This is a genomic window from Enterobacter cloacae complex sp. I1M (assembly GCF_014982425.1).
GTDB lineage: Bacteria > Pseudomonadota > Gammaproteobacteria > Enterobacterales > Enterobacteriaceae > Enterobacter > Enterobacter intestinihominis.
In genome coordinates this window covers 221,926-239,135 of record NZ_JADCLG010000023.1, presented here as the reverse complement: position 1 = coordinate 239,135, position 17,210 = coordinate 221,926, and the positions used below count along the sequence as shown (strand labels likewise).

Annotated in this window: 15 protein-coding genes and 5 pseudogenes; 16 read left to right on the top strand and 4 right to left on the bottom strand. The window is 50.7% G+C overall.

The features are described from left to right. The 8 genes from INF86_RS15365 to INF86_RS15335 form a co-directional block, all read left to right on the top strand. Positions 1–1,356: type VI secretion system Vgr family protein (locus INF86_RS15365; RefSeq protein WP_193543684.1), on the top strand; the 1,356-nt coding region annotated here is incomplete at its 5' end. Next, complete coding sequence (locus INF86_RS15360) at positions 1,337–1,849, top strand: hypothetical protein (RefSeq protein WP_227414795.1); 513 nt, start codon at positions 1,337–1,339, stop codon at positions 1,847–1,849. The genes INF86_RS15365 and INF86_RS15360, both read left to right, overlap by 20 nt. 57 nt (positions 1,850–1,906) lie before the next feature. After that, positions 1,907–2,329 (top strand): hypothetical protein, encoded by a 423-nt coding sequence (locus INF86_RS15355; protein ID WP_227414794.1) that lies wholly within the window; start codon positions 1,907–1,909, stop codon positions 2,327–2,329. A gap of 151 nt (positions 2,330–2,480) precedes the next feature. Next, a complete protein-coding gene (locus INF86_RS22505; protein ID WP_227414793.1) occupies positions 2,481–2,924 on the top strand; it encodes a hypothetical protein in 444 nt (147 codons plus the stop codon). Continuing rightward, positions 2,897–3,556: a hypothetical protein gene (locus INF86_RS22500; RefSeq protein WP_227414792.1), complete on the top strand. Its 660-nt coding sequence runs from the start codon at positions 2,897–2,899 to the stop codon at positions 3,554–3,556. The genes INF86_RS22505 and INF86_RS22500 overlap by 28 nt, the downstream gene beginning before the upstream one ends. 75 nt (positions 3,557–3,631) lie before the next feature. After that, the gene (locus INF86_RS15345) at positions 3,632–4,072 is read left to right on the top strand and encodes a DcrB-related protein (protein ID WP_022648394.1); all 441 of its coding nucleotides are present in this window, start codon (positions 3,632–3,634) and stop codon (positions 4,070–4,072) included. A 3-nt stretch (positions 4,073–4,075) separates the two neighbouring features. Then, a complete protein-coding gene (locus tag INF86_RS15340; RefSeq protein ID WP_193543683.1) occupies positions 4,076–8,461 on the top strand; it encodes an RHS repeat-associated core domain-containing protein in 4,386 nt (1,461 codons plus the stop codon). Continuing rightward, a complete protein-coding gene (locus INF86_RS15335) occupies positions 8,458–8,937 on the top strand; it encodes a hypothetical protein (RefSeq protein WP_094948303.1) in 480 nt (159 codons plus the stop codon). The genes INF86_RS15340 and INF86_RS15335 overlap by 4 nt, the downstream gene beginning before the upstream one ends. A 427-nt stretch (positions 8,938–9,364) precedes the next feature. Here the strand turns inward: INF86_RS15335 and INF86_RS15330 are convergent. After that, positions 9,365–9,613 (bottom strand): annotated as a pseudogene (locus INF86_RS15330) (DUF933 domain-containing protein); the annotation flags it as partial. Here INF86_RS15330 and INF86_RS22495 point away from each other — a divergent pair. The 5 genes and pseudogenes from INF86_RS22495 to INF86_RS22650 form a co-directional block, all read left to right on the top strand. Next, positions 9,612–10,785 (top strand): annotated as a pseudogene (locus tag INF86_RS22495) (RHS repeat domain-containing protein); the annotation flags it as partial. The pseudogenes INF86_RS15330 and INF86_RS22495 sit on opposite strands and share 2 nt — an antisense overlap. Before the next feature lie 8 nt (positions 10,786–10,793). Continuing rightward, a complete protein-coding gene (locus INF86_RS15320; RefSeq protein ID WP_058646411.1) occupies positions 10,794–11,237 on the top strand; it encodes a DUF6386 family protein in 444 nt (147 codons plus the stop codon). Between the two features lie 132 nt (positions 11,238–11,369). After that, positions 11,370–11,597, top strand: coding sequence for a hypothetical protein (locus INF86_RS15315; RefSeq protein ID WP_154051376.1), 228 nt, complete (start codon positions 11,370–11,372; stop codon positions 11,595–11,597). A 296-nt stretch (positions 11,598–11,893) separates the two neighbouring features. After that, entirely contained in the window at positions 11,894–12,223 is a 330-nt protein-coding gene (locus INF86_RS15310; RefSeq protein ID WP_227414791.1) for a hypothetical protein, read from the top strand. Between the two features lie 100 nt (positions 12,224–12,323). After that, positions 12,324–12,664: pseudogene (locus INF86_RS22650) on the top strand (hypothetical protein). Between the two features lie 59 nt (positions 12,665–12,723). Here the strand turns inward: INF86_RS22650 and INF86_RS15305 are convergent. Then, positions 12,724–12,879, bottom strand: a pseudogene (locus tag INF86_RS15305) (hypothetical protein); the annotation flags it as partial. Between INF86_RS15305 and INF86_RS15300 the strand changes: the two are divergent. Then, positions 12,863–13,990, top strand: a pseudogene (locus tag INF86_RS15300) (RHS repeat-associated core domain-containing protein); the annotation flags it as partial. The pseudogenes INF86_RS15305 and INF86_RS15300 sit on opposite strands and share 17 nt — an antisense overlap. An 11-nt stretch (positions 13,991–14,001) precedes the next feature. Next, a complete protein-coding gene (locus INF86_RS15295) occupies positions 14,002–14,484 on the top strand; it encodes an SMI1/KNR4 family protein (protein ID WP_154051375.1) in 483 nt (160 codons plus the stop codon). Between the two features lie 276 nt (positions 14,485–14,760). Here the strand turns inward: INF86_RS15295 and ychF are convergent, their stop codons facing one another. Both ychF and pth read right to left on the bottom strand, forming a co-directional pair. After that, entirely contained in the window at positions 14,761–15,855 is a 1,095-nt protein-coding gene (gene ychF, locus INF86_RS15290) for a redox-regulated ATPase YchF (protein WP_010432886.1), read from the bottom strand. A gap of 126 nt (positions 15,856–15,981) precedes the next feature. Further along, positions 15,982–16,566 carry an aminoacyl-tRNA hydrolase gene (gene pth, locus INF86_RS15285; RefSeq protein ID WP_193543682.1) on the bottom strand — a complete coding sequence of 195 codons (585 nt, stop codon included), beginning with the start codon at positions 16,564–16,566 and terminating at the stop codon, positions 15,982–15,984. A 274-nt stretch (positions 16,567–16,840) separates the two neighbouring features. Here pth and ychH point away from each other — a divergent pair, with 274 nt between their 5' ends. Next, positions 16,841–17,116, top strand: a complete 276-nt coding sequence (ychH, locus tag INF86_RS15280) for a stress-induced protein YchH (RefSeq protein ID WP_022648382.1) — start codon at positions 16,841–16,843, stop codon at positions 17,114–17,116. The last annotated feature ends 94 nt before the right edge of the window (positions 17,117–17,210 follow it).

The window sequence follows — 17,210 nt, the reverse complement described above, 5'->3', positions numbered from 1 at the left end:
GCGAAGGGTGACGACACCAGTTCCTGCTGGGTGCGTGTCTCCAGCGCATGGGCGGGCCAGGGCTACGGCGGGGTGCAAATCCCGCGCGTGGGCGATGAGGTGGTGGTGGACTTTATCAACGGTGACCCGGACCGACCGATTATCACCGGCCGCGTGTATAACGAAGCCAGCATGCCGCCGTGGGCGCTGCCGGCTGCGGCGACGCAGATGGGCTTTATGAGCCGCACGAAAGACGGTTCAGTGGACAACGCCAACGCCCTGCGCTTTGAGGACAAGGCGGGCGCAGAGCAGGTGTGGATCCAGGCCGAGCGTAATATGGACACCAGCGTTAAAAATGATGAAACGCACAGCGTCGGGGGCGCGCGCAGCCATTACGTGAAGAAAAATGAGCTGCATCGTGTTGAAGCGAACCAGATCCAGGCCGTGAAAGGCGGAACCGAGATCCTGACGGGAAAAGGCAAGCTGGATGCAGCGGTAGAGCAGTATGTCATTGCTTCCGGGACGAAGCTGCGGCTGGTCTCGGGTGAGAGTGCTATTGAGCTTAACGCTAACGGCAAGATTAACCTGATTGGCAAAGAGTTTAACTTTTTCGTGGAAGGGGATGGTTATATCACCACGGGTGGTAAGCTGCATCTGAATACCTCGGGAACCAAGCCGGGCACAACGGCACCGGGATCGGGGCATAAAGGGGATATTGATGCGGCGGTGCAGGAGAAGTTTGCGCCGGGAAAGGAGAGTAAGGCAGGTGCGGCTGCAAGCGCGCCTGCCGAAACCTCTAAAACTGCAACACCCCCATCATCAGGTGTGCCTTCAAGCGGATATGGTAAGGATGTGGATGGTCTTGTAGACAAATCACCAACCATGAAAAATGACATTGCGACTTTAAAGAAACGAGGCTGGACATTCGAAGAGGGTGAAGCAGGCAAGGGAACGTTTGCTAATCGTCAAACGCGAGTTATTACCGTTGATAAAAATGAGCTTGGTAATCCGAAGGCTGTTGTTCAGTCTCTGTCGCATGAAAGTGGCCACGCGTTATATGAACCTAACATTGATGTTTCATCGCGCGATGCCTACCTGAACAGTGCACTTAGTGATGAAGGCGCTGCAACACTGAATAATATCCGGGTGCAGCGTGAAATCCTGGCCAATAAGGGAGGGGATATAGGTATTGCAGGCAATCCGGCAAATCAGTCACAATATAATCGAATCTACGATTCTCTCGAACGCGGGGCTATAAAGGAAAGTGAAGCGCGTACGCAGATAGGCCGTATCTTTGGCAAAGGCGAACAAACGTCTACCACAGGGCAATATTACGAAGATTATTATGGCGGTTGGTATGATAAAAATTATCCATAGTATAAAAACGGGTGCGGTGCTTGCGGCTTTATTAACGACGGGAATGGCAGGAGGTAACATGCAAAAACAGGATCTTTGGCAGTTCATTGCAGAAATGAGCGCATCACTCAAAACGTTGTCCGTTAACAGTCTGGATAACGCTCCGTTGTCATTCAAGCTAACGAAACAGAATGAATATATCAATTTCTACAATGCCGACGATATCCAACTGGCGGATGGAACGAACATTACTGCAATTGATTTACGTTTAAGCAAAGAAAGTGAAGGTATGGCACCGTTACTGAATTTTTCGCCGTCAGGCCAGTGCATCACACTCGATACCGTTAAAAAGCATTATCCGCAGCTGACGTTAACTGATTATCCACGAGGCCGCTCGGAGAGCGAAGTGACGAGTTATACAGCGCCAAAGGATTTGAATGGTCAAAAAGTGAGCTTCAGTTTCACGGTTAAAAACCCTGACTGCCTGGGTGTGGTCGTTATTAGCGCAGACTAAAAAAACTGATTCCTTGACTCACCACTTATTGATGTGGTGAGAAGTGTAATATGTATCATGGTAAATGACGATAACCGTGAAAATACGCCTTTCTGCCTGTCTTTTTTTGCCCTGATATCAACATTTCTGAACAGTTATGAAGTTTTCGCTCAGACTATGTCATCCATTCTGACAAAACAGGATTTTTCCGTGCAGATCAACGACCAGCCTGTCGCCTTGGGCGACAGATGGACGCCTGATATTGCCCGTAAAATTGACGTTCCGGTGGAAGGCTGTTTTATCGGTGAGATTCCTTTTGATGGAACAAACTATAAATTCTACCAGCATCAAAAGGCTGGGTCGAAATATACAGTTCTTATCTCTGGTGGGATAAAGCAGAAAGAAGCGTTGACGATTATATCGTCTCCCAGGTTACGCTGGCTGCCTCAGATATTTCAACGCTGCGTGGAGTTCAGGTGGGTTCAACAACCAGAGAATTGAACAATGCATACGGCGATGGTCAGGTCGAAAATGATTCAGGGGAGCAGTGGGTTTCCTATGAATTGGGTAAAAAATTACTCTTTTTGAGGTGAAATACAGTAAGGTTGTGCAAATAACCATGTATTACGAAAATGGTACTTCAGAATAAATTATGACCAAAAAATATCTGGAAGTCGTATTGTTCACCGCTTTATTGACAGGCGTCGTTGAAACGTCATCGGCACTTGAATTATCGCAATACGATAAGCTCGATACGGTCAATCGCATCGTTAACGACAGGGAAGTGACAGACAATCTCAGGACGCTGCTGGGAAATCATTACCAGACCTTAATTGATAACTTTGATGCCTTCGGTGAACCGCATACCACCACAGGTGGCGGATTGTTTGTTGAAGGTTGGTTAAAAGATCTCTATCAGGAGAATGCATCCGTGCTGGTTATCAATCCTGACGGCAAAATCTTTGCGGCCTGGGTGGTTTCGGAGTCGGACGTAATCCATTACCAATCCTCTGGTACTAGCCCGGGTATTAATGCTGATATCCATCAATGGGCTGCAGGTTCAATACGATGCAGTTTGCAACGAACAGCCAATTGAGACCTGTGTTTGACGGGGTTTGGGCAGGCGGGGTTGGCAACGACTCGACGTTAACCCTGCGGTTAGCTGAATCTGGCAACCGTATCACCGGGTCTTATTGCTATATCTTCCTGAGAGGCAACCGCATAGATTGTCCGGAAAATTATGAGCGAAATCTTAGCGGTACGATCGCTGGCAATCGTGCCAATGTAGAGTTCAACTCATCGTTTGGCGGCGCAAACGGACGAGCTGTTCTGGAAATAAAGGGGAGTGAAATGGAATGGAGTCTGGTAACGCCTCCTCAAAAAGGAAATGATTATGCTCCGCAGCGTTATAAGTTACGTAAAGCCGCTTCGGTTCATCACGCTGAAACCAGAAAACTGGACACCGAAAAGTTCACCATCTCTCTGATAAACAAGTGCGGGCGTTTCGAGGGCAAATGCGACCAGATGGTTTATCTCGGCGTGCGCAAAAGCGATAACAGTACGATCTTCTTAAAGGGTAAAACGTTACACGACCCCGCAGGTAAAATAATCGGCTCAACGTACAAGAATGGCGAGATCGCTTATACCGTAACGTATGCACCTGTGAAATTGGTTGTCAGCAAAGGCAGCCAAGTTTTAGTCGAACAATCAGGTCAATGGCGTAAATAATGAAACAGCCAGCCAAAGGGCCAGCCTGGATTGGCCTTTTTATTTCTCTCAATATCAATCATCCCGAGTTCACTTATGAAATACACCCTCCAGGAAGGTTCGTTTTCCCTTTTCCCTGCTGCCTGGCAGGATAACAGCATGAACATTATTCGCGATGACGAAAGCGGGTTATCTGTAGTGGTCAGCCGCGGCGTCATCCCGGATGGTAGCGATTACGAACAAGAGTTCCACCGTCAGTGGGAAGTCCTGCGCCCTCAGATGGGGGAGATCGCCCAGAGCGAATTTCAGCACGTAAAAGCCGGGCCAGACGGAAACATTAGCGGACTGGAAGTTGAGACCACCTTTGACCGTAACGGCCAGCGCCTGTGGCAAAAACAGCTGGCCGTGCAGACGCCGGGCAAACCGGTACTGATGATTTTTACCCTCTCGGCCTTAAAAGCCTTTACGGAAGAGGACGAGGCGCGCTGGAGCGCACTGAAGCAAAGTCTGACGCTAAACGACAACCGGAATGTGTAAGGCATGAGCGATAACAACGCGGCCCGTAAGGGCGACGAGATTATTCACTCCAGCATTTTTGCTGATATAACCAGCATTGTGGCGGAAGGTGCCGCCTATGCGGTGATTGGCGCGGCGGTGGGGGCAGCAGCTACCGTGGCGGCGCCACTGCTGGGAGCCGGGGCGGCAGCCGCAGGCGTGGCGGCGATCGGATCCAGCTGTCTGCTGAGCGGCATTATTGGGGGTGTCCTGGCGAACGTTGCGGGGATCACCGACGATATCAGCAACGCCGCTGAAGGGCTGGGCAACGCGCTTTTCCCGCCGTCGCCTGCGGGTAAGATCACTACCGGTTCCAGCAACGTTCTTACCAATGCGATCCCCGCTGCACGCGCAGCCGGGACCTTGACGCCTGCCGATACTCCTTCCCCTGAGCCGCAGTCTCCGGGCAGCTTTGCCGACTACGCGGGCATGCTGCTTGCCGCTGCCGGACAGTTCGGCAGCGAAATGTGGCAGCCGAGCGTGGCCTCTGCCGCTGCCGGGACCTCGCCGCTGGAAGAAGACAAGGTGGCGTGCGAGAAACACTCCGGGCCGCAGTATCTGGCGGAAGGCTCGAAAAGCGTCTTTATCAACGGGCAGCCCGCGGTGCGTGCAAAAGATCGCACCACCTGCGAAGGCACCGTTTCCGACGACGTCTCCCCGAACGTGATCATCGGCGGCGACACCCTCACAGTTCGCGATATTAAAAGCGGCAAAACGCCGGGCCTGGCGCTGGGGATGATTGCGCTCTCCCTGCTGCGCGGGCGTCCGGGCAAGATCCTGAAAAACATGCCCTGCGCGCTGGCTGCTGCCGGTGGCGGGATGCTGGCTGATATGGCCGTCAACGCCGTGTTCGGCTCCTCGCACCCGGTTCACGCCGCTACCGGCGTGAAGGTGCTGAATGACGACGACGAACTCGATTTCTCGCTGCCGGGGCGCTTTCCGCTACGCTGGCAACGCAGCTACAACAGCCTGACCACCCGCGAAGGGCTGTTTGGTCTGGGCTGGGCTACCACCTTTGACAGCTATCTGACGCTGGAAGAAAACAACGCCACCTGGTTCGATGAAACCGGGCGCGAGCTGAGCTTTGAACTGCCGCCGGTCGACCGCGCGTTTTACAGCATCAGCGAAGGCATTATCATCCGCCGCAATGAGAGCGGCGACGTGGCGATTGCCGACGATGACGGCGCGGTGTGGCGTCTGTATAAACAGACCCGCGCCAACCCAGCCATCCTGCGCCTGGCCTCCCTCAGCGACGAGTACGGCAACGCGTTGCTGACGGCGTGGGATGAACACGGGCGGCTGGTCGGTCTGCACGATGAGCCGCGGGCGATCGACGTCACTCTGCGTTATGAAAATGAACGTTTCCCGCAGCGCGTTACCTCGGCGAGCCATTTTGACGGCAACCAGACATGGCCGCTGATGCAGTGGGGGTATGACGCGCGCGGCCAGCTGGCCAGCGCAACGGATGCCTCCGGCGTGGTTACCCGTGAATACCGTTATAACGATGATGGCCTGATGGTCTGGCACCGTCTGCCGGGCGGGCTGGAGAGCGAATACCGCTGGCAAAAATTCGACCACTGGCGCGTGGTGGAAAACCGCACCAGCACCGGCGACGGCTGTCGCTTTAGCTACGATTTAGCCGCCGGGCTGACGACCGTCGATCACTACGACGGTCAGACGCGAAAGCATTACTGGAACGCGCAAAACCTGATTGTTCGCTACGTTGACGAGCGCGGTGAGAACTGGCGCTACGAGTGGGATGACAACGAACTCCTCACGCGTCGCATCGATCCGCTGGGTAATGCCGTTACCTTCGTCTATGACGAGATGGGCAACCGGGTGCAGGAGATCGACGCCGACGGCAATACCCGCACCACCACCTGGCTGGAGCACCGTGCGCTTCCGGCGTCCATCATCGAAGCCGACGGTAGCGCCACCCGGTTCCTGTATGACGAACATCACGGGCTGAAACGCGTGGTGGATCCGATGGGGCAGACCACGCTGCTTCGTCGGGACGAGTTTGGTCAGGTTGTGGAAGAAGTCGATGCCGCCGGGAACAGCCGTTACCAGGAGTACAACGAGGCCGGGCAGATGGTGCGTGCGACGGACTGTTCGGGCCGTGTGACACAATACCGTTATCATCCGCTGGGCTGGCTGGTGGCTGAGATAAGCGCCGACGGCGAAGAGACGCGTTACCGCTACGACGCCGCGGGGCGTCCGGTGCAGCTCGATCGCCCGGAAGGGTGGACAGAGTCGCTCAAATGGAACGAACGTGGTCTGCCGGTGAAGCATGCGGGCGCCGACGGGAAAGAGAGCGAGTTCAGATACGACGAGGCAGGGCGCTTAACCGCCACCCGTAATACGCAGGGTGAAGAGGTGCGCCGCCGCTGGGACAGCCGCGGGCGTCTGATTGCCCTGGAAAACGAAAACGGCGAAGCGTACCAGTTCCGCTGGGGTGCGGACTCGCTGCTGCTGGAAGAGGTAGGGCTCGATGGCGTGGCCTCGCAGTATCGCTACGATGCCTGCGGGCGTACGATAGCGCGCACCTTTGCCGCCGGACATCCGGAGGCCATTACCCATGCCTTTGCCTGGAGCGCGAGCGGCCAACTGGTCGCCCGCACCACGCCGGAAGGGCAGACCCGCTACCACTACACCCCGTCCGGCCTTCTGAGCCGGATTGGGCTGCATCCCGCGCTTTCAGCCGATGCCTGGAGCGCCGAAGCCGAGCAGGAGCTTGTGTTTGAGTATGACGCGCTTGGACGCGTCACGCGCGAAACGGGCGAACACGGAGAGCTGGCGTGGGAGTATGACGCCCTCGGTAACCGCACCTCCGTCACGCTGCCCGATGGCCGGGAGCTGAAACAATTCTACTACGGCAGCGGGCATTTGCTCAGCATTGCCCTTGATAAGCTGTCGGTCTCCGACTTTACCCGCGACGAACTCCATCGTGAAACCAGCCGTACGCAGGGGCTGCTGACCACCCGCAGCGAATACGACCGCCTTGGCCGACTGCATCGCCGGGACGTTTTTACCGGCAATGCCCAGCGCCCGTCGCCGCGCCGCTGGTCCCGCCGCTGGGATTACGACTATCGCAATAATCTTGTCCGCGAAGAGCGGGACGATAACCCGTTCAGCTGGTACCGCTGGCAGTACGACAGCGCAGGGCGCCTGCTCGTTCAGGACGGCACGCTGCCTGGTCAGGAGCAGTGGCGCTGGGATGCGGCCGGTAACCCGCTTGAGGGGGCTGCTGAGAAAGTCACGCACAACCGTCTGACGCAGCTCAACGGCATTCGCTGGCGTTATGACATCCATGGCCGCACCGTGGAGAAGGATAATGGCCAGACCCGCTGGCACTACCGCTACGACGGCGAGCACCGCCTGACGGAGGTCATCAGCCAGCCACGGGACCGCAACAGACCGCAGACGGAGGTCAGCTTCCGCTACGATCCGCTCGGGCGACGCATCAGCAAAACGCGCCGCCAGATGCTGGGCGGCCAGCCAACCGGTAAGCCTGTCACCACGCGGTTTGTCTGGGAAGGGTTCCGCCTGTTGCAGGAAGTGCACGGAGAAGTGCCGCTGACCTACGTCTACAGCGATCAGGACAGCTACGACCCGCTGGCGCGTATTGACGGCGTTGATGCCCCGGAAATCTTCTGGTTCCACTGTCAGCCCAACGGCACGCCGGAGCGGATGACGGATAGCGAAGGGCAGGTGCGCTGGGAAGGGGTGAACAGCGCCTGGGGCAAGCTGCTACGGGAAAGCGAGACGAAGGTATCAGGATATTCCCAGAACCTGCGCATGCAGGGCCAATACCTGGATCGTGAGACAGGGCTGCACTACAATCTGTTCCGGTATTACGACCCGGACTGCGGACGATTTACGCAGCAGGACCCGATAGGGCTGGCGGGGGGGATTAACCTTTACCAGTATGCGCCGAACGCGCTGGGGTGGGTGGATCCGTGGGGGTTGAGCCGTAAATGTAAGGATCCATCTAAAGAAGCTACGAAATGGCAAGGTCAAGGTGATTACAAAGGTATAGATGTCTACAAAAATAGGAAACTGAAAAAAGGCACGATTTTGTATGCATTATATCCGAACGGTGATACTCCTCCATCATATGCGGTGACTTATCCAACCGTTAGGCAAAACAAAGGAAATGCTATAGGCTACCATGAAGCGCTTCAGGTTAAAATTGATCCTCATCGTACATTAAGAACGCAAGTAAGAGCTTATTATGTCAGCGAGGATATTGATGTCGCATATGGAAGAGCATTGGCTAATAACATTTATGGCCGAGGGGGAGGGATGCAATTCTTTATCCCTGAGGAATTTAGAAATCTACTGATACCGGGGAAGGTTAGAAGCATATGATTGATTTTGAAATTAACATCGCAGATGGCAAAGTTAAGTTAGATAATAAATATCTTTTCATACAACGGGAGGATACGTTTATAGTTTCTGAACTTTACAAATATCTTGAATCAAAAAATAAAATGCAAAGATTAATTCCTTATCATTATACCGTTAATACCGTTCTTTGGTTTGATAAGAAATTTGAGCTTATAATACGCCCATTATGCTTTAGCAATTTTCCATTTATGGTGCAATTAATTTATAAAGAGGGTGAGTATTATCAGGCAATAAGTGATTGGAATAAAGTTTCTAACATTGATATGTTAAACAAAGAAGTTGATTTCTTATATCGTTGGGTAGCAGAGGAATATGATCTTGGAGAACCAGATGCAAAAGAAAAACATAGTGTAACATGGCGTTTGGAATGGGGTGATATTACTGTCTGCTATGACATTAAATCATTTAATTGCGGTATCTATATAACATGGAATTAACTATCAAATAAGTATCGCATGTTGACTGTTTTTTGATCTTTTCTTTTTTAATAATCGATACGCATAAACATATCAATGGTGTACCACGTCCACAGGTGGTCGATTCAGTGTAGTTAATGAGGGGTAAATAATTGCACACGTTCCTCTAGATCTCATTCTTAATGAAATCCGTGTAGCTGATTCCACAGATTGGAGCCTTCGAAAATAAAACGCCCCAGTATGAATTAGGATTTATACTACGGATTATTACTTGATAAAAAGCCCAGCGCAAGCGTTCGCTGGAACTATGACATCTTCTGTTAAACTGTGTAGAGCTCTAACGAGCGTGCCCGCTGCACTGTTGCAACTTTTCAAGTGCATATCTTGAATAAATTAATGGTGGAACATTACAGCTGCTAGGGATAGGACGCAATTACCCTATGATTTAGTCGGTGTGGATCTTACCGGCCGCCTGAGGCGCAGTCGCACCGACAGGGATGGTCCATGCACGCACTTCTTTTACGCCAGCAGTGAAGTAGATTTGCAGATTCAGCAGCTCATAGCCCGCGCGGATCACGCGGTTCAGGCCCGGCTCTTCCAGACCCGGCTCGGCCATTAAATCTTCACGATCGGTGTCGTTCATTTCAGCGATATCGGATTCAACCGCGGCGCAAACCGCCACCACTACAGAATCTTCACCGCTCGAAGATTTTGCTGAGAAGATCCCGCACAACCGCCGGTCGCAGCTCAACGGCATTCGCTGGCGTTATGACATCCATGGCCGCACCGTGGAGAAGGATAACGGCCAGACCCGCTGGCACTACCGCTACGACGGCGAGCACCGCCTGACGGAGGTCATCAGCCAGCCGCGGGACCGCAACAGACCGCCTGACGGAGGTCAGCTTCCGCTACGATCCGCTCGGGCGACGCATCAGCAAAACGCGCCGCCAGATGCTGGGCGGCCAGCCAACCGGCAAGCCGGTCACCACCCGGTTTGTCTGGGAAGGGTTCCGGCTGTTGCAGGAAGTGCACGGGGATGTGCCGCTGACCTACGTCTACAGCGATCAGGACAGCTACGATCCGCTGGCGCGTATTGACGGCGTTGATGCCCCGGAAATCTTCTGGTTCCACTGTCAGCCCAACGGCACGCCGGAGCGGATGACGGATAGCGAAGGGCAGGTGCGCTGGGAAGGGGTGAACAGCGCCTGGGGCAAACTGCTGCGGGAAAGCGAAACGCAGTTATCAGGATATACCCAGAACCTGCGTATGCAGGGGCAATACCTGGATCGTGAGACAGGGCTGCACTACAATCTGTTCCGGTATTACGACCCGGACTGCGGACGGTTTACGCAGCAGGACCCGATAGGGCTGGCGGGAGGGATAAATCTTTACCAGTATGCGCCAAATGCGCTGGTATGGGTGGATCCGTGGGGGTTGAGTAGGTGTTCTGGAGGTACCCGCTTAACTGTTAATAAACCGAAGATTTTAAGCAGCACAAAGCTGTCATCAACTGAGAGAAAATTCCTCGAAAGACAGTTTATGAAAAAAATGAATGCCTTAAACCGAGCGGCTCAAAGAGGAGAGTTAGTTTGGTCTCCTGGCACCCATGAGGTTAGGATTTCATCTTTGCAAAGTTCTTACAGGCAGGCTGTTTCTGCACGCTTTGAAAAAATGTTTGGTTCAGCACCTGATCTAAGTAAATTAAACGCTGATCATCCTGTTGATTTAATTGTTGGAGGTTCGCCTACACAAAGATTACAAATGCTGAATGAAACTATTAATAAAAGTGTCGGTAGTTCTTTGAAAAATGCAGGCAGAAAGGCGGGGCTTCAGCCCGGAGATGCCATCAGTGAAATAATATTTCAATAGGGGGTAAAATGAATAAATCTATTAATATACAGACGGATACTGCCACATTAGTAATTTATGATTTGATGTCATTAAAGCATAGGATTAATGATGATGCAGATTGGTGGAGTCTTCCAGAAGATGAAGTTGAAGAAATAAATAAAGGGAATGTATTATTTCTCAATGTTGGAGATGATGGTAACTATAAAGTTGATATTAAAAGTGAAATTGGTGAATATGCCGGATCGTTATTTTTAAACGTACCTACTGGAAAGGTTTTCATAGGGGCGGGAGAGGATGTCACTGGCGGAGATCTGGAGCCAGATGATTCAGATGCTATTTCAGGCGAGTTTATTACTTTAGAACCAGGTAGTTACGAGGTTAAATATAAAAAGCATGGTTCAGATGTGCTAATTTCCTTTACAAAAGCAACGTTCACTGAAAACTCATTAGAAGAGGGTGTTTATCTCTGAATAAAAATCCACGCCCTGGCGTAGATTTTTTCATCCAAAAAAATGTTAAAATGAAGAACCATAGATCAGCGACAAAAAGGCACTTCTAGTTATACTTGTGACTTTTTACATAAAATCAGTAAGGTAATCAAAATGTATTTTTTAGAAAGAAAAGATGCAGAAAAAATGCTCTTTGAATTTTTAAAGAGAACTTTAATAAAAGAATCAGATATTGATGAGTTAATGAGCATGGCAACTAAACATGATTACGGCCCTCCGATGAAAGGTATAATGTATAAGTATGACAAAATGGAGAGAAATGAACTCACCGCACAAGATTTAGATGATCTTAGTACATTGATGCATTTTTATGGCCCGTGATTAAGCATATCAATCCTTTTCTTTTAAAATATTATAATTCCAGAGCCTGGAAAGCTATCAACAACCAAATAGATGATATTTTTATTATTTCTCAGATAAGATATTCAAATCAAAACTAAATTTAAGGTTGTTATTCTTAATGATAAAAACCTGAAGCCTCATTGGAATCTTGAGGCCGTTTTAAAGAGTAAAGTCAGCATCAATATCAAAAACTTTCAACATCATCCATGTATAAAAATAATTTTTTATTGAGAGCGAATATGATCGCTGACTTCAGGTTTATCTGAGAAAACAACGTGCTAGAATGGATTTTCTGTTCAAAAATTATTAGACTAAACATACCTCGCTTAGATGCCGCAAAGGTCGATCCTGTACGCCAATTAGTCTTTGCGATAAGCGAACCAGAACCATTACCAACCGTTTTGAAAATCTTCAATGCTGAGGGCAAAGAGCTATTACTTTCTGCACCACCTGAAAACGCTTATTTCTATTACTTAACATTTAATTTGTTGAAGGAAGTCATTGTTGTCTGTAGTTTCGCAATTCACCAAAATGGCTGGTATGACTGGTTTTATACCTATGATATGAAGCTTAACACGCTGTCTCAGTCAGGCCCTGCGTGTTGAGATCGAAAGCGCCCCAAAATATTAACAATAACTAGTGGCAAAAGAGGGTTGCATAAGCAGTTCTAACAAGTGGCTGATAAACTGTGCTGAGAAGCAAAGGATGAGCACTGTTTACTTTGTCATATTTACCTATATAAAACCAGTCAAAGAGATTGACGCAGCGATACCTGCTCATGTGGAATGGCTAGAAAAGGGGAATTCAGAGCGGATCTTTCAGGCGTCCGGCATACTGATACTGTGAATCGGAGGTGTCAGTCTCGCTAAGTGCTAGTGTCAGGCCTTACTTGGAAAGCATCTACGCGAGAAGTCTTTACAGACTTTAAAGTTTGAGACTCTGAAATCATTACTTTTGTACCCAGCTTGAAGACAGTTCTCTTAGACAATAACTTTTACCCTGCAATAAAAAATCCACCCCTAAGCGTGGATTTTTCCCGTTCATAAAAATTAAACGTAAACAAGAAGTTCATCACATCGCCATCTTCAACAATGTAATCTTTTCCTTATGCACGCATCTTGCCTCCTTCTTTCGCGTCTGGCCCTTCCTGACCCAGCTCGGCCATAAACTCTTCACGGTCGGCATCGTCCAGTTCAGCATTATCGGATTCAACCGTGGCGCAAACTACTACCACTAACGAACCTTCACCGCTTGAAGGTTCTGCTGAGAAGCTCACGCAAAACCGTCTGACGCAGCTCAACGGCATTCGGTGGCGCTATGACATCCACGGACGCACCGTATAGAAAGATAACGGTCAGACCATCTGGCACTACCGTTACGACGGCGAGCATCGTATGACGAGGGTCATCAGCCGGCCGAGGGACCGCAACAGGGCGCAGACGCAGGTCAGCTTCCGCTACGATCCACTGGGCCGCCGCATCAGCAATACGCACCGCCAGATGCCTGACGGCCTGCCAACCGGTAAGCTGGTCGCCACGCGGTTTGTCCGGGAACGGTTACGGCTGTTACAGGAAATGTGCGGGGATGTGCTGCTGACCTACGTCTACAGCGATCAGGACAGCTACGACCCGCTGGCGCGTCTTGACGGCGTTGATGCCCCGGAAATCTTCTGGTTCCACTGTCAGCCCAACGGCACGCCGGAGCGGATGACGGATAGCGAAGGGCAGGTGCGCTGGGAAGGGGTGAACAACGCCTGGGGCAAACTGCTGCGGGAAAGCGAGACGCAGGTATCTGGGTATTCCCAGAATCTGCGGATGCAGGGGCAATACCTGGATCGTGAGACAGGGCTGCACTACAATCTGTTCCGGTATTACGACCCGGACTGCGGACGGTTTACGCAGCAGGACCAGATAGGGCTGGCGGGGGGGATAAACCTATACCAGTATGCGCCGAATGCGCTGGGGTGGGTGGATCCGTGGGGGTTGGCATTAAAGGGAGTCGACTTTACAGGAAGCCCAGATCTTTTCCCAATCAATGGAACGAAACAGAATATTGTATCTATTACAATGCAAGGAACTCGAGATAGAGATTTCACCGAGGCATTCAAGGCAGCCGGTATTTCTAAAAGCGAAGCAATCGGATATACATGGCACCATGTCGATGATTTTGACCCAGCCACAGGAAGGACAACAATGCAACTAGTAAAAACTTCTGCGCATGAAGCTACTTTCCCCCACAAAGGCTCAGTTTCACAATTCGAGAAATATTTTGGTGTAAAATATGGATCCCAAGAAGCTATTGCTGTTTCACCTTCTAAAGGCTGGTTGAAGGGGCGTGTTCCGAAAAAATTGCGTGCAAACTGTCACCATTGAGGTATAAATCTATGAATCATTTCAGTAACTGTGAAAAAAAGATTGAACGTGCAGATATTGCTAAAATCGAAGAAAAATTATCTATTACCCTTCCGGATGATTTTGTTTCACATTATCTGCAATTTAATGGTGGCACTCCTGAGAAAAGTTGGTGGGACGGTGATGAAGATTTTGAGCCAGTAGAGGTGGCAGGGTTTAAACCGTTTGTTTATAATGCTCAGACAAATGATGATCCTAGATCTTTAATTGACGGCTGCTATATCAGCATGTTGGGTCGGGAAGTCATTCCTAATAACTTGCTTCCTTTCGCAAATGATTGGGGCGGGAACTTCTTTTGTCTGAATTTAGATAATTATTCAATCGTATATTTTGCTACAGATTCTTTTGATGAGGATTTGACTATGCAAGAAAATCACACAAAACTTCAAAGATATCTAACAAATTCATTTTCTAAATTTGTTAATGGATTGGTAACAGAAGAAGATCTTTCCTAAGAAGCCATTAAATGTAAGCGAATTATTCGCTACAGTTGCTGTTGTTATGAGATTTTTTAATAAAATGCTATGATAAGCCATAGGGTGTTATAAGGAAACAGCATGGCGCGCTTGATGGCATGAACGTACAGCTGCGAAGTTTTTGCTAGATGATCCTTGGAGGGTGAGAGAACCTCTTCCCAAAGAAGGTATTTTTTAAATTTAATACTGATCGGGGAATTAATCTCGGAATAAAAAATCCACGCCAAAGCGTGGATTTTTTTCATTCAAAACAAATCAAACGTTAAACAGGAAGTTCATCACATCGCCATCTTTAACGATGTAGTCTTTCCCTTCAGCACGCATCTTGCCAGCTTCTTTCGCGCCTTGCTCACCCTTGTAGGTGATAAAGTCTTCAAACGCGATAGTCTGCGCACGAATGAAGCCCTTCTCGAAGTCGGTGTGGATCTTACCGGCCGCCTGAGGCGCAGTCGCACCCACAGGGATGGTCCACGCACGCACTTCTTTTACGCCAGCAGTGAAGTAGGTTTGCAGGTTCAGCAGCTCATAGCCCGCGCGGATCACGCGGTTCAGGCCCGGCTCTTCCAGACCCAGTTCGGCCATGAACTCTTCACGGTCGGCATCGTCCAGCTCGGCGATATCAGATTCAACGGCCGCGCACACGGCAACAACCACAGAACCTTCAGCAGCGGCAATTTCACGCACTTTGTCGAGGTACGGGTTGTTCTCGAAACCGTCTTCGTTAACGTTGGCGATGTACATGGTTGGCTTCAGGGTCAGGAAGCTCAGGTATTTGATCGCCGCTTTGTCTTCTTCAGTCAGGTTTTTCAGCGCGCGCAGCATGCCCGCGTTTTCCAGCTGTGGCAGACATTTTTCCAGGGCAGCCAGTTCCGCTTTCGCGTCCTTGTCGCCGCCTTTCGCTTTCTTCTGCACGCGGTGAATGGCGCGCTCGCAGGTGTCGAGGTCAGAGAGGGCCAGCTCGGTGTTGATGACGTCGATGTCGTCAGCCGGATCCACTTTGTTGTTAACGTGGATAATGTTGTCGTTCTCGAAGCAGCGCACAACGTGGCCGATCGCTTCGGTTTCACGGATGTTGGTCAGGAACTGGTTGCCCAGGCCTTCACCTTTGGATGCGCCTTTTACCAGGCCCGCGATGTCCACGAACTCCATGGTGGTCGGCAGAATGCGCTGCGGCTTCACGATTTCCGCGAGCTGGTCCAGACGCGGATCGGGCATAGGAACAACACCGGTGTTCGGCTCGATGGTACAGAACGGGAAGTTCGCCGCTTCAATACCTGCCTTGGTGAGCGCGTTGAACAGGGTGGATTTGCCCACGTTTGGCAGACCGACGATACCGCATTTGAATCCCATTTCTAAATCACCTTAATATCTTGATAATCAATCCGTTAACGATAACCGATTGAAGAAAAGTAAATAACTACGCCTATTATACACGTAACCCGCGCGACGCGCGGTAAAAAAGCCCCATGGCGCCGATTATTGCGCTTTGAAAGCGTGCAGTCGATTGGTGGCTTTCGTCAGGCCGTCCTGAAGCCAAATCTCGGTGCAGCGGGCCGCTTCGTCTACCGCTTCGTCAATCAACTTCTGCTCAGAAACCGGTGGTTTACCCAGTACGAAACCAACAACTTTGTTTTTATCGCCCGGATGGCCGATTCCCACGCGCAAACGGTGGAAATTAGGGTTATTACCCAGTTTGATGATGATGTCTTTAAGGCCGTTGTGGCCGCCATGACCGCCGCCCAGCTTGAACTTCGCCACGCCTGGCGGCAGATCCAGTTCGTCGTGGGCCACCAGGATCTCATCCGGATTGATGCGATAGAACGTTGCCATGGCCGACACGGCTTTGCCGCTCAGGTTCATAAAGGTGGTTGGCACCAGCAACCGCACGTCGGCACCCGCAAGATTGATGCGTGAGGTATACCCGTAAAACTTGGGTTCTTCACGCAGGGGCGCGCGCAGACGTTCCGCCAGCAGATCAACATACCAGGCGCCGGCGTTATGGCGGGTAGCGGCATACTCTGCGCCCGGATTGGCGAGGCCGACAATCAGTTTAATCGTCACGATTTACTTCCTAATGGGTTCCAGATCTGGCGCGTAGTTTACTGTCTGGCGCGCCGCTTGACAAAGTTCTGCCTGCTGTACACCGAAATGCGAATAATTTCTTCTTTGAACAATTAGAATTTCAAGCTGTTCAATGTCTTATTTGTAAATTTTTGTCCGGGAGTTATCTGTAAATGTGATCATTCACGCAACTCATATAAGTGGCGTTGTCTATACTTTACACACAAGGAGAAGGGGTTTTTCCCCTGACAACCCAAAGTTCCGGAGGTGACATATGAAACGCAAAAACGCTTCAATGCTCGGTAACGTGCTAATGGGGTTGGGACTGTTCGTGATGGTCGCCGGTGTCGGTTATTCAATTTTAAACCAATTACCGCAGCTTGACCTCCCACAATACTTTGCGCATGGCGCGGTGCTGAGTATCTTCCTCGGTGCGGTATTGTGGCTCGCCGGGGCGCGCGTGAGCGGACATGAGGAAGTCTGCGATAAATACTGGTGGGTGCGCCATTACGATAAACGATGCCGCCGCGACCAGCATAAGCACGGCTAGTGCCCCATAAAGAACACCGAAACGACTTCATCTGAAGTCGTTTTTTTTTGCATGACGCATTGACCCTCACGTAACGTAAGGCTTCAGAGTAGCA

What these genes read in the sequence shown, in the direction of transcription:
- INF86_RS15360 (WP_227414795.1), top strand. Translation starts at nt 1,337, where the DNA reads ATGATAAAAATTATCCATAGTATAAAAACGGGTGCGGTGCTTGCGGCT.
- INF86_RS15355 (WP_227414794.1), top strand. Translation starts at nt 1,907, where the DNA reads ATGGTAAATGACGATAACCGTGAAAATACGCCTTTCTGCCTGTCTTTT.
- INF86_RS22505 (WP_227414793.1), top strand. Translation starts at nt 2,481, where the DNA reads ATGACCAAAAAATATCTGGAAGTCGTATTGTTCACCGCTTTATTGACA.
- INF86_RS22500 (WP_227414792.1), top strand. Translation starts at nt 2,897, where the DNA reads ATGCAGTTTGCAACGAACAGCCAATTGAGACCTGTGTTTGACGGGGTT.
- INF86_RS15345 (WP_022648394.1), top strand. Translation starts at nt 3,632, where the DNA reads ATGAAATACACCCTCCAGGAAGGTTCGTTTTCCCTTTTCCCTGCTGCC.
- INF86_RS15340 (WP_193543683.1), top strand. Translation starts at nt 4,076, where the DNA reads ATGAGCGATAACAACGCGGCCCGTAAGGGCGACGAGATTATTCACTCC.
- INF86_RS15335 (WP_094948303.1), top strand. Translation starts at nt 8,458, where the DNA reads ATGATTGATTTTGAAATTAACATCGCAGATGGCAAAGTTAAGTTAGAT.
- INF86_RS15320 (WP_058646411.1), top strand. Translation starts at nt 10,794, where the DNA reads ATGAATAAATCTATTAATATACAGACGGATACTGCCACATTAGTAATT.
- INF86_RS15315 (WP_154051376.1), top strand. Translation starts at nt 11,370, where the DNA reads ATGTATTTTTTAGAAAGAAAAGATGCAGAAAAAATGCTCTTTGAATTT.
- INF86_RS15295 (WP_154051375.1), top strand. Translation starts at nt 14,002, where the DNA reads ATGAATCATTTCAGTAACTGTGAAAAAAAGATTGAACGTGCAGATATT.
- ychF (WP_010432886.1), bottom strand. Translation starts at nt 15,855, where the DNA reads ATGGGATTCAAATGCGGTATCGTCGGTCTGCCAAACGTGGGCAAATCC.
- ychH (WP_022648382.1), top strand. Translation starts at nt 16,841, where the DNA reads ATGAAACGCAAAAACGCTTCAATGCTCGGTAACGTGCTAATGGGGTTG.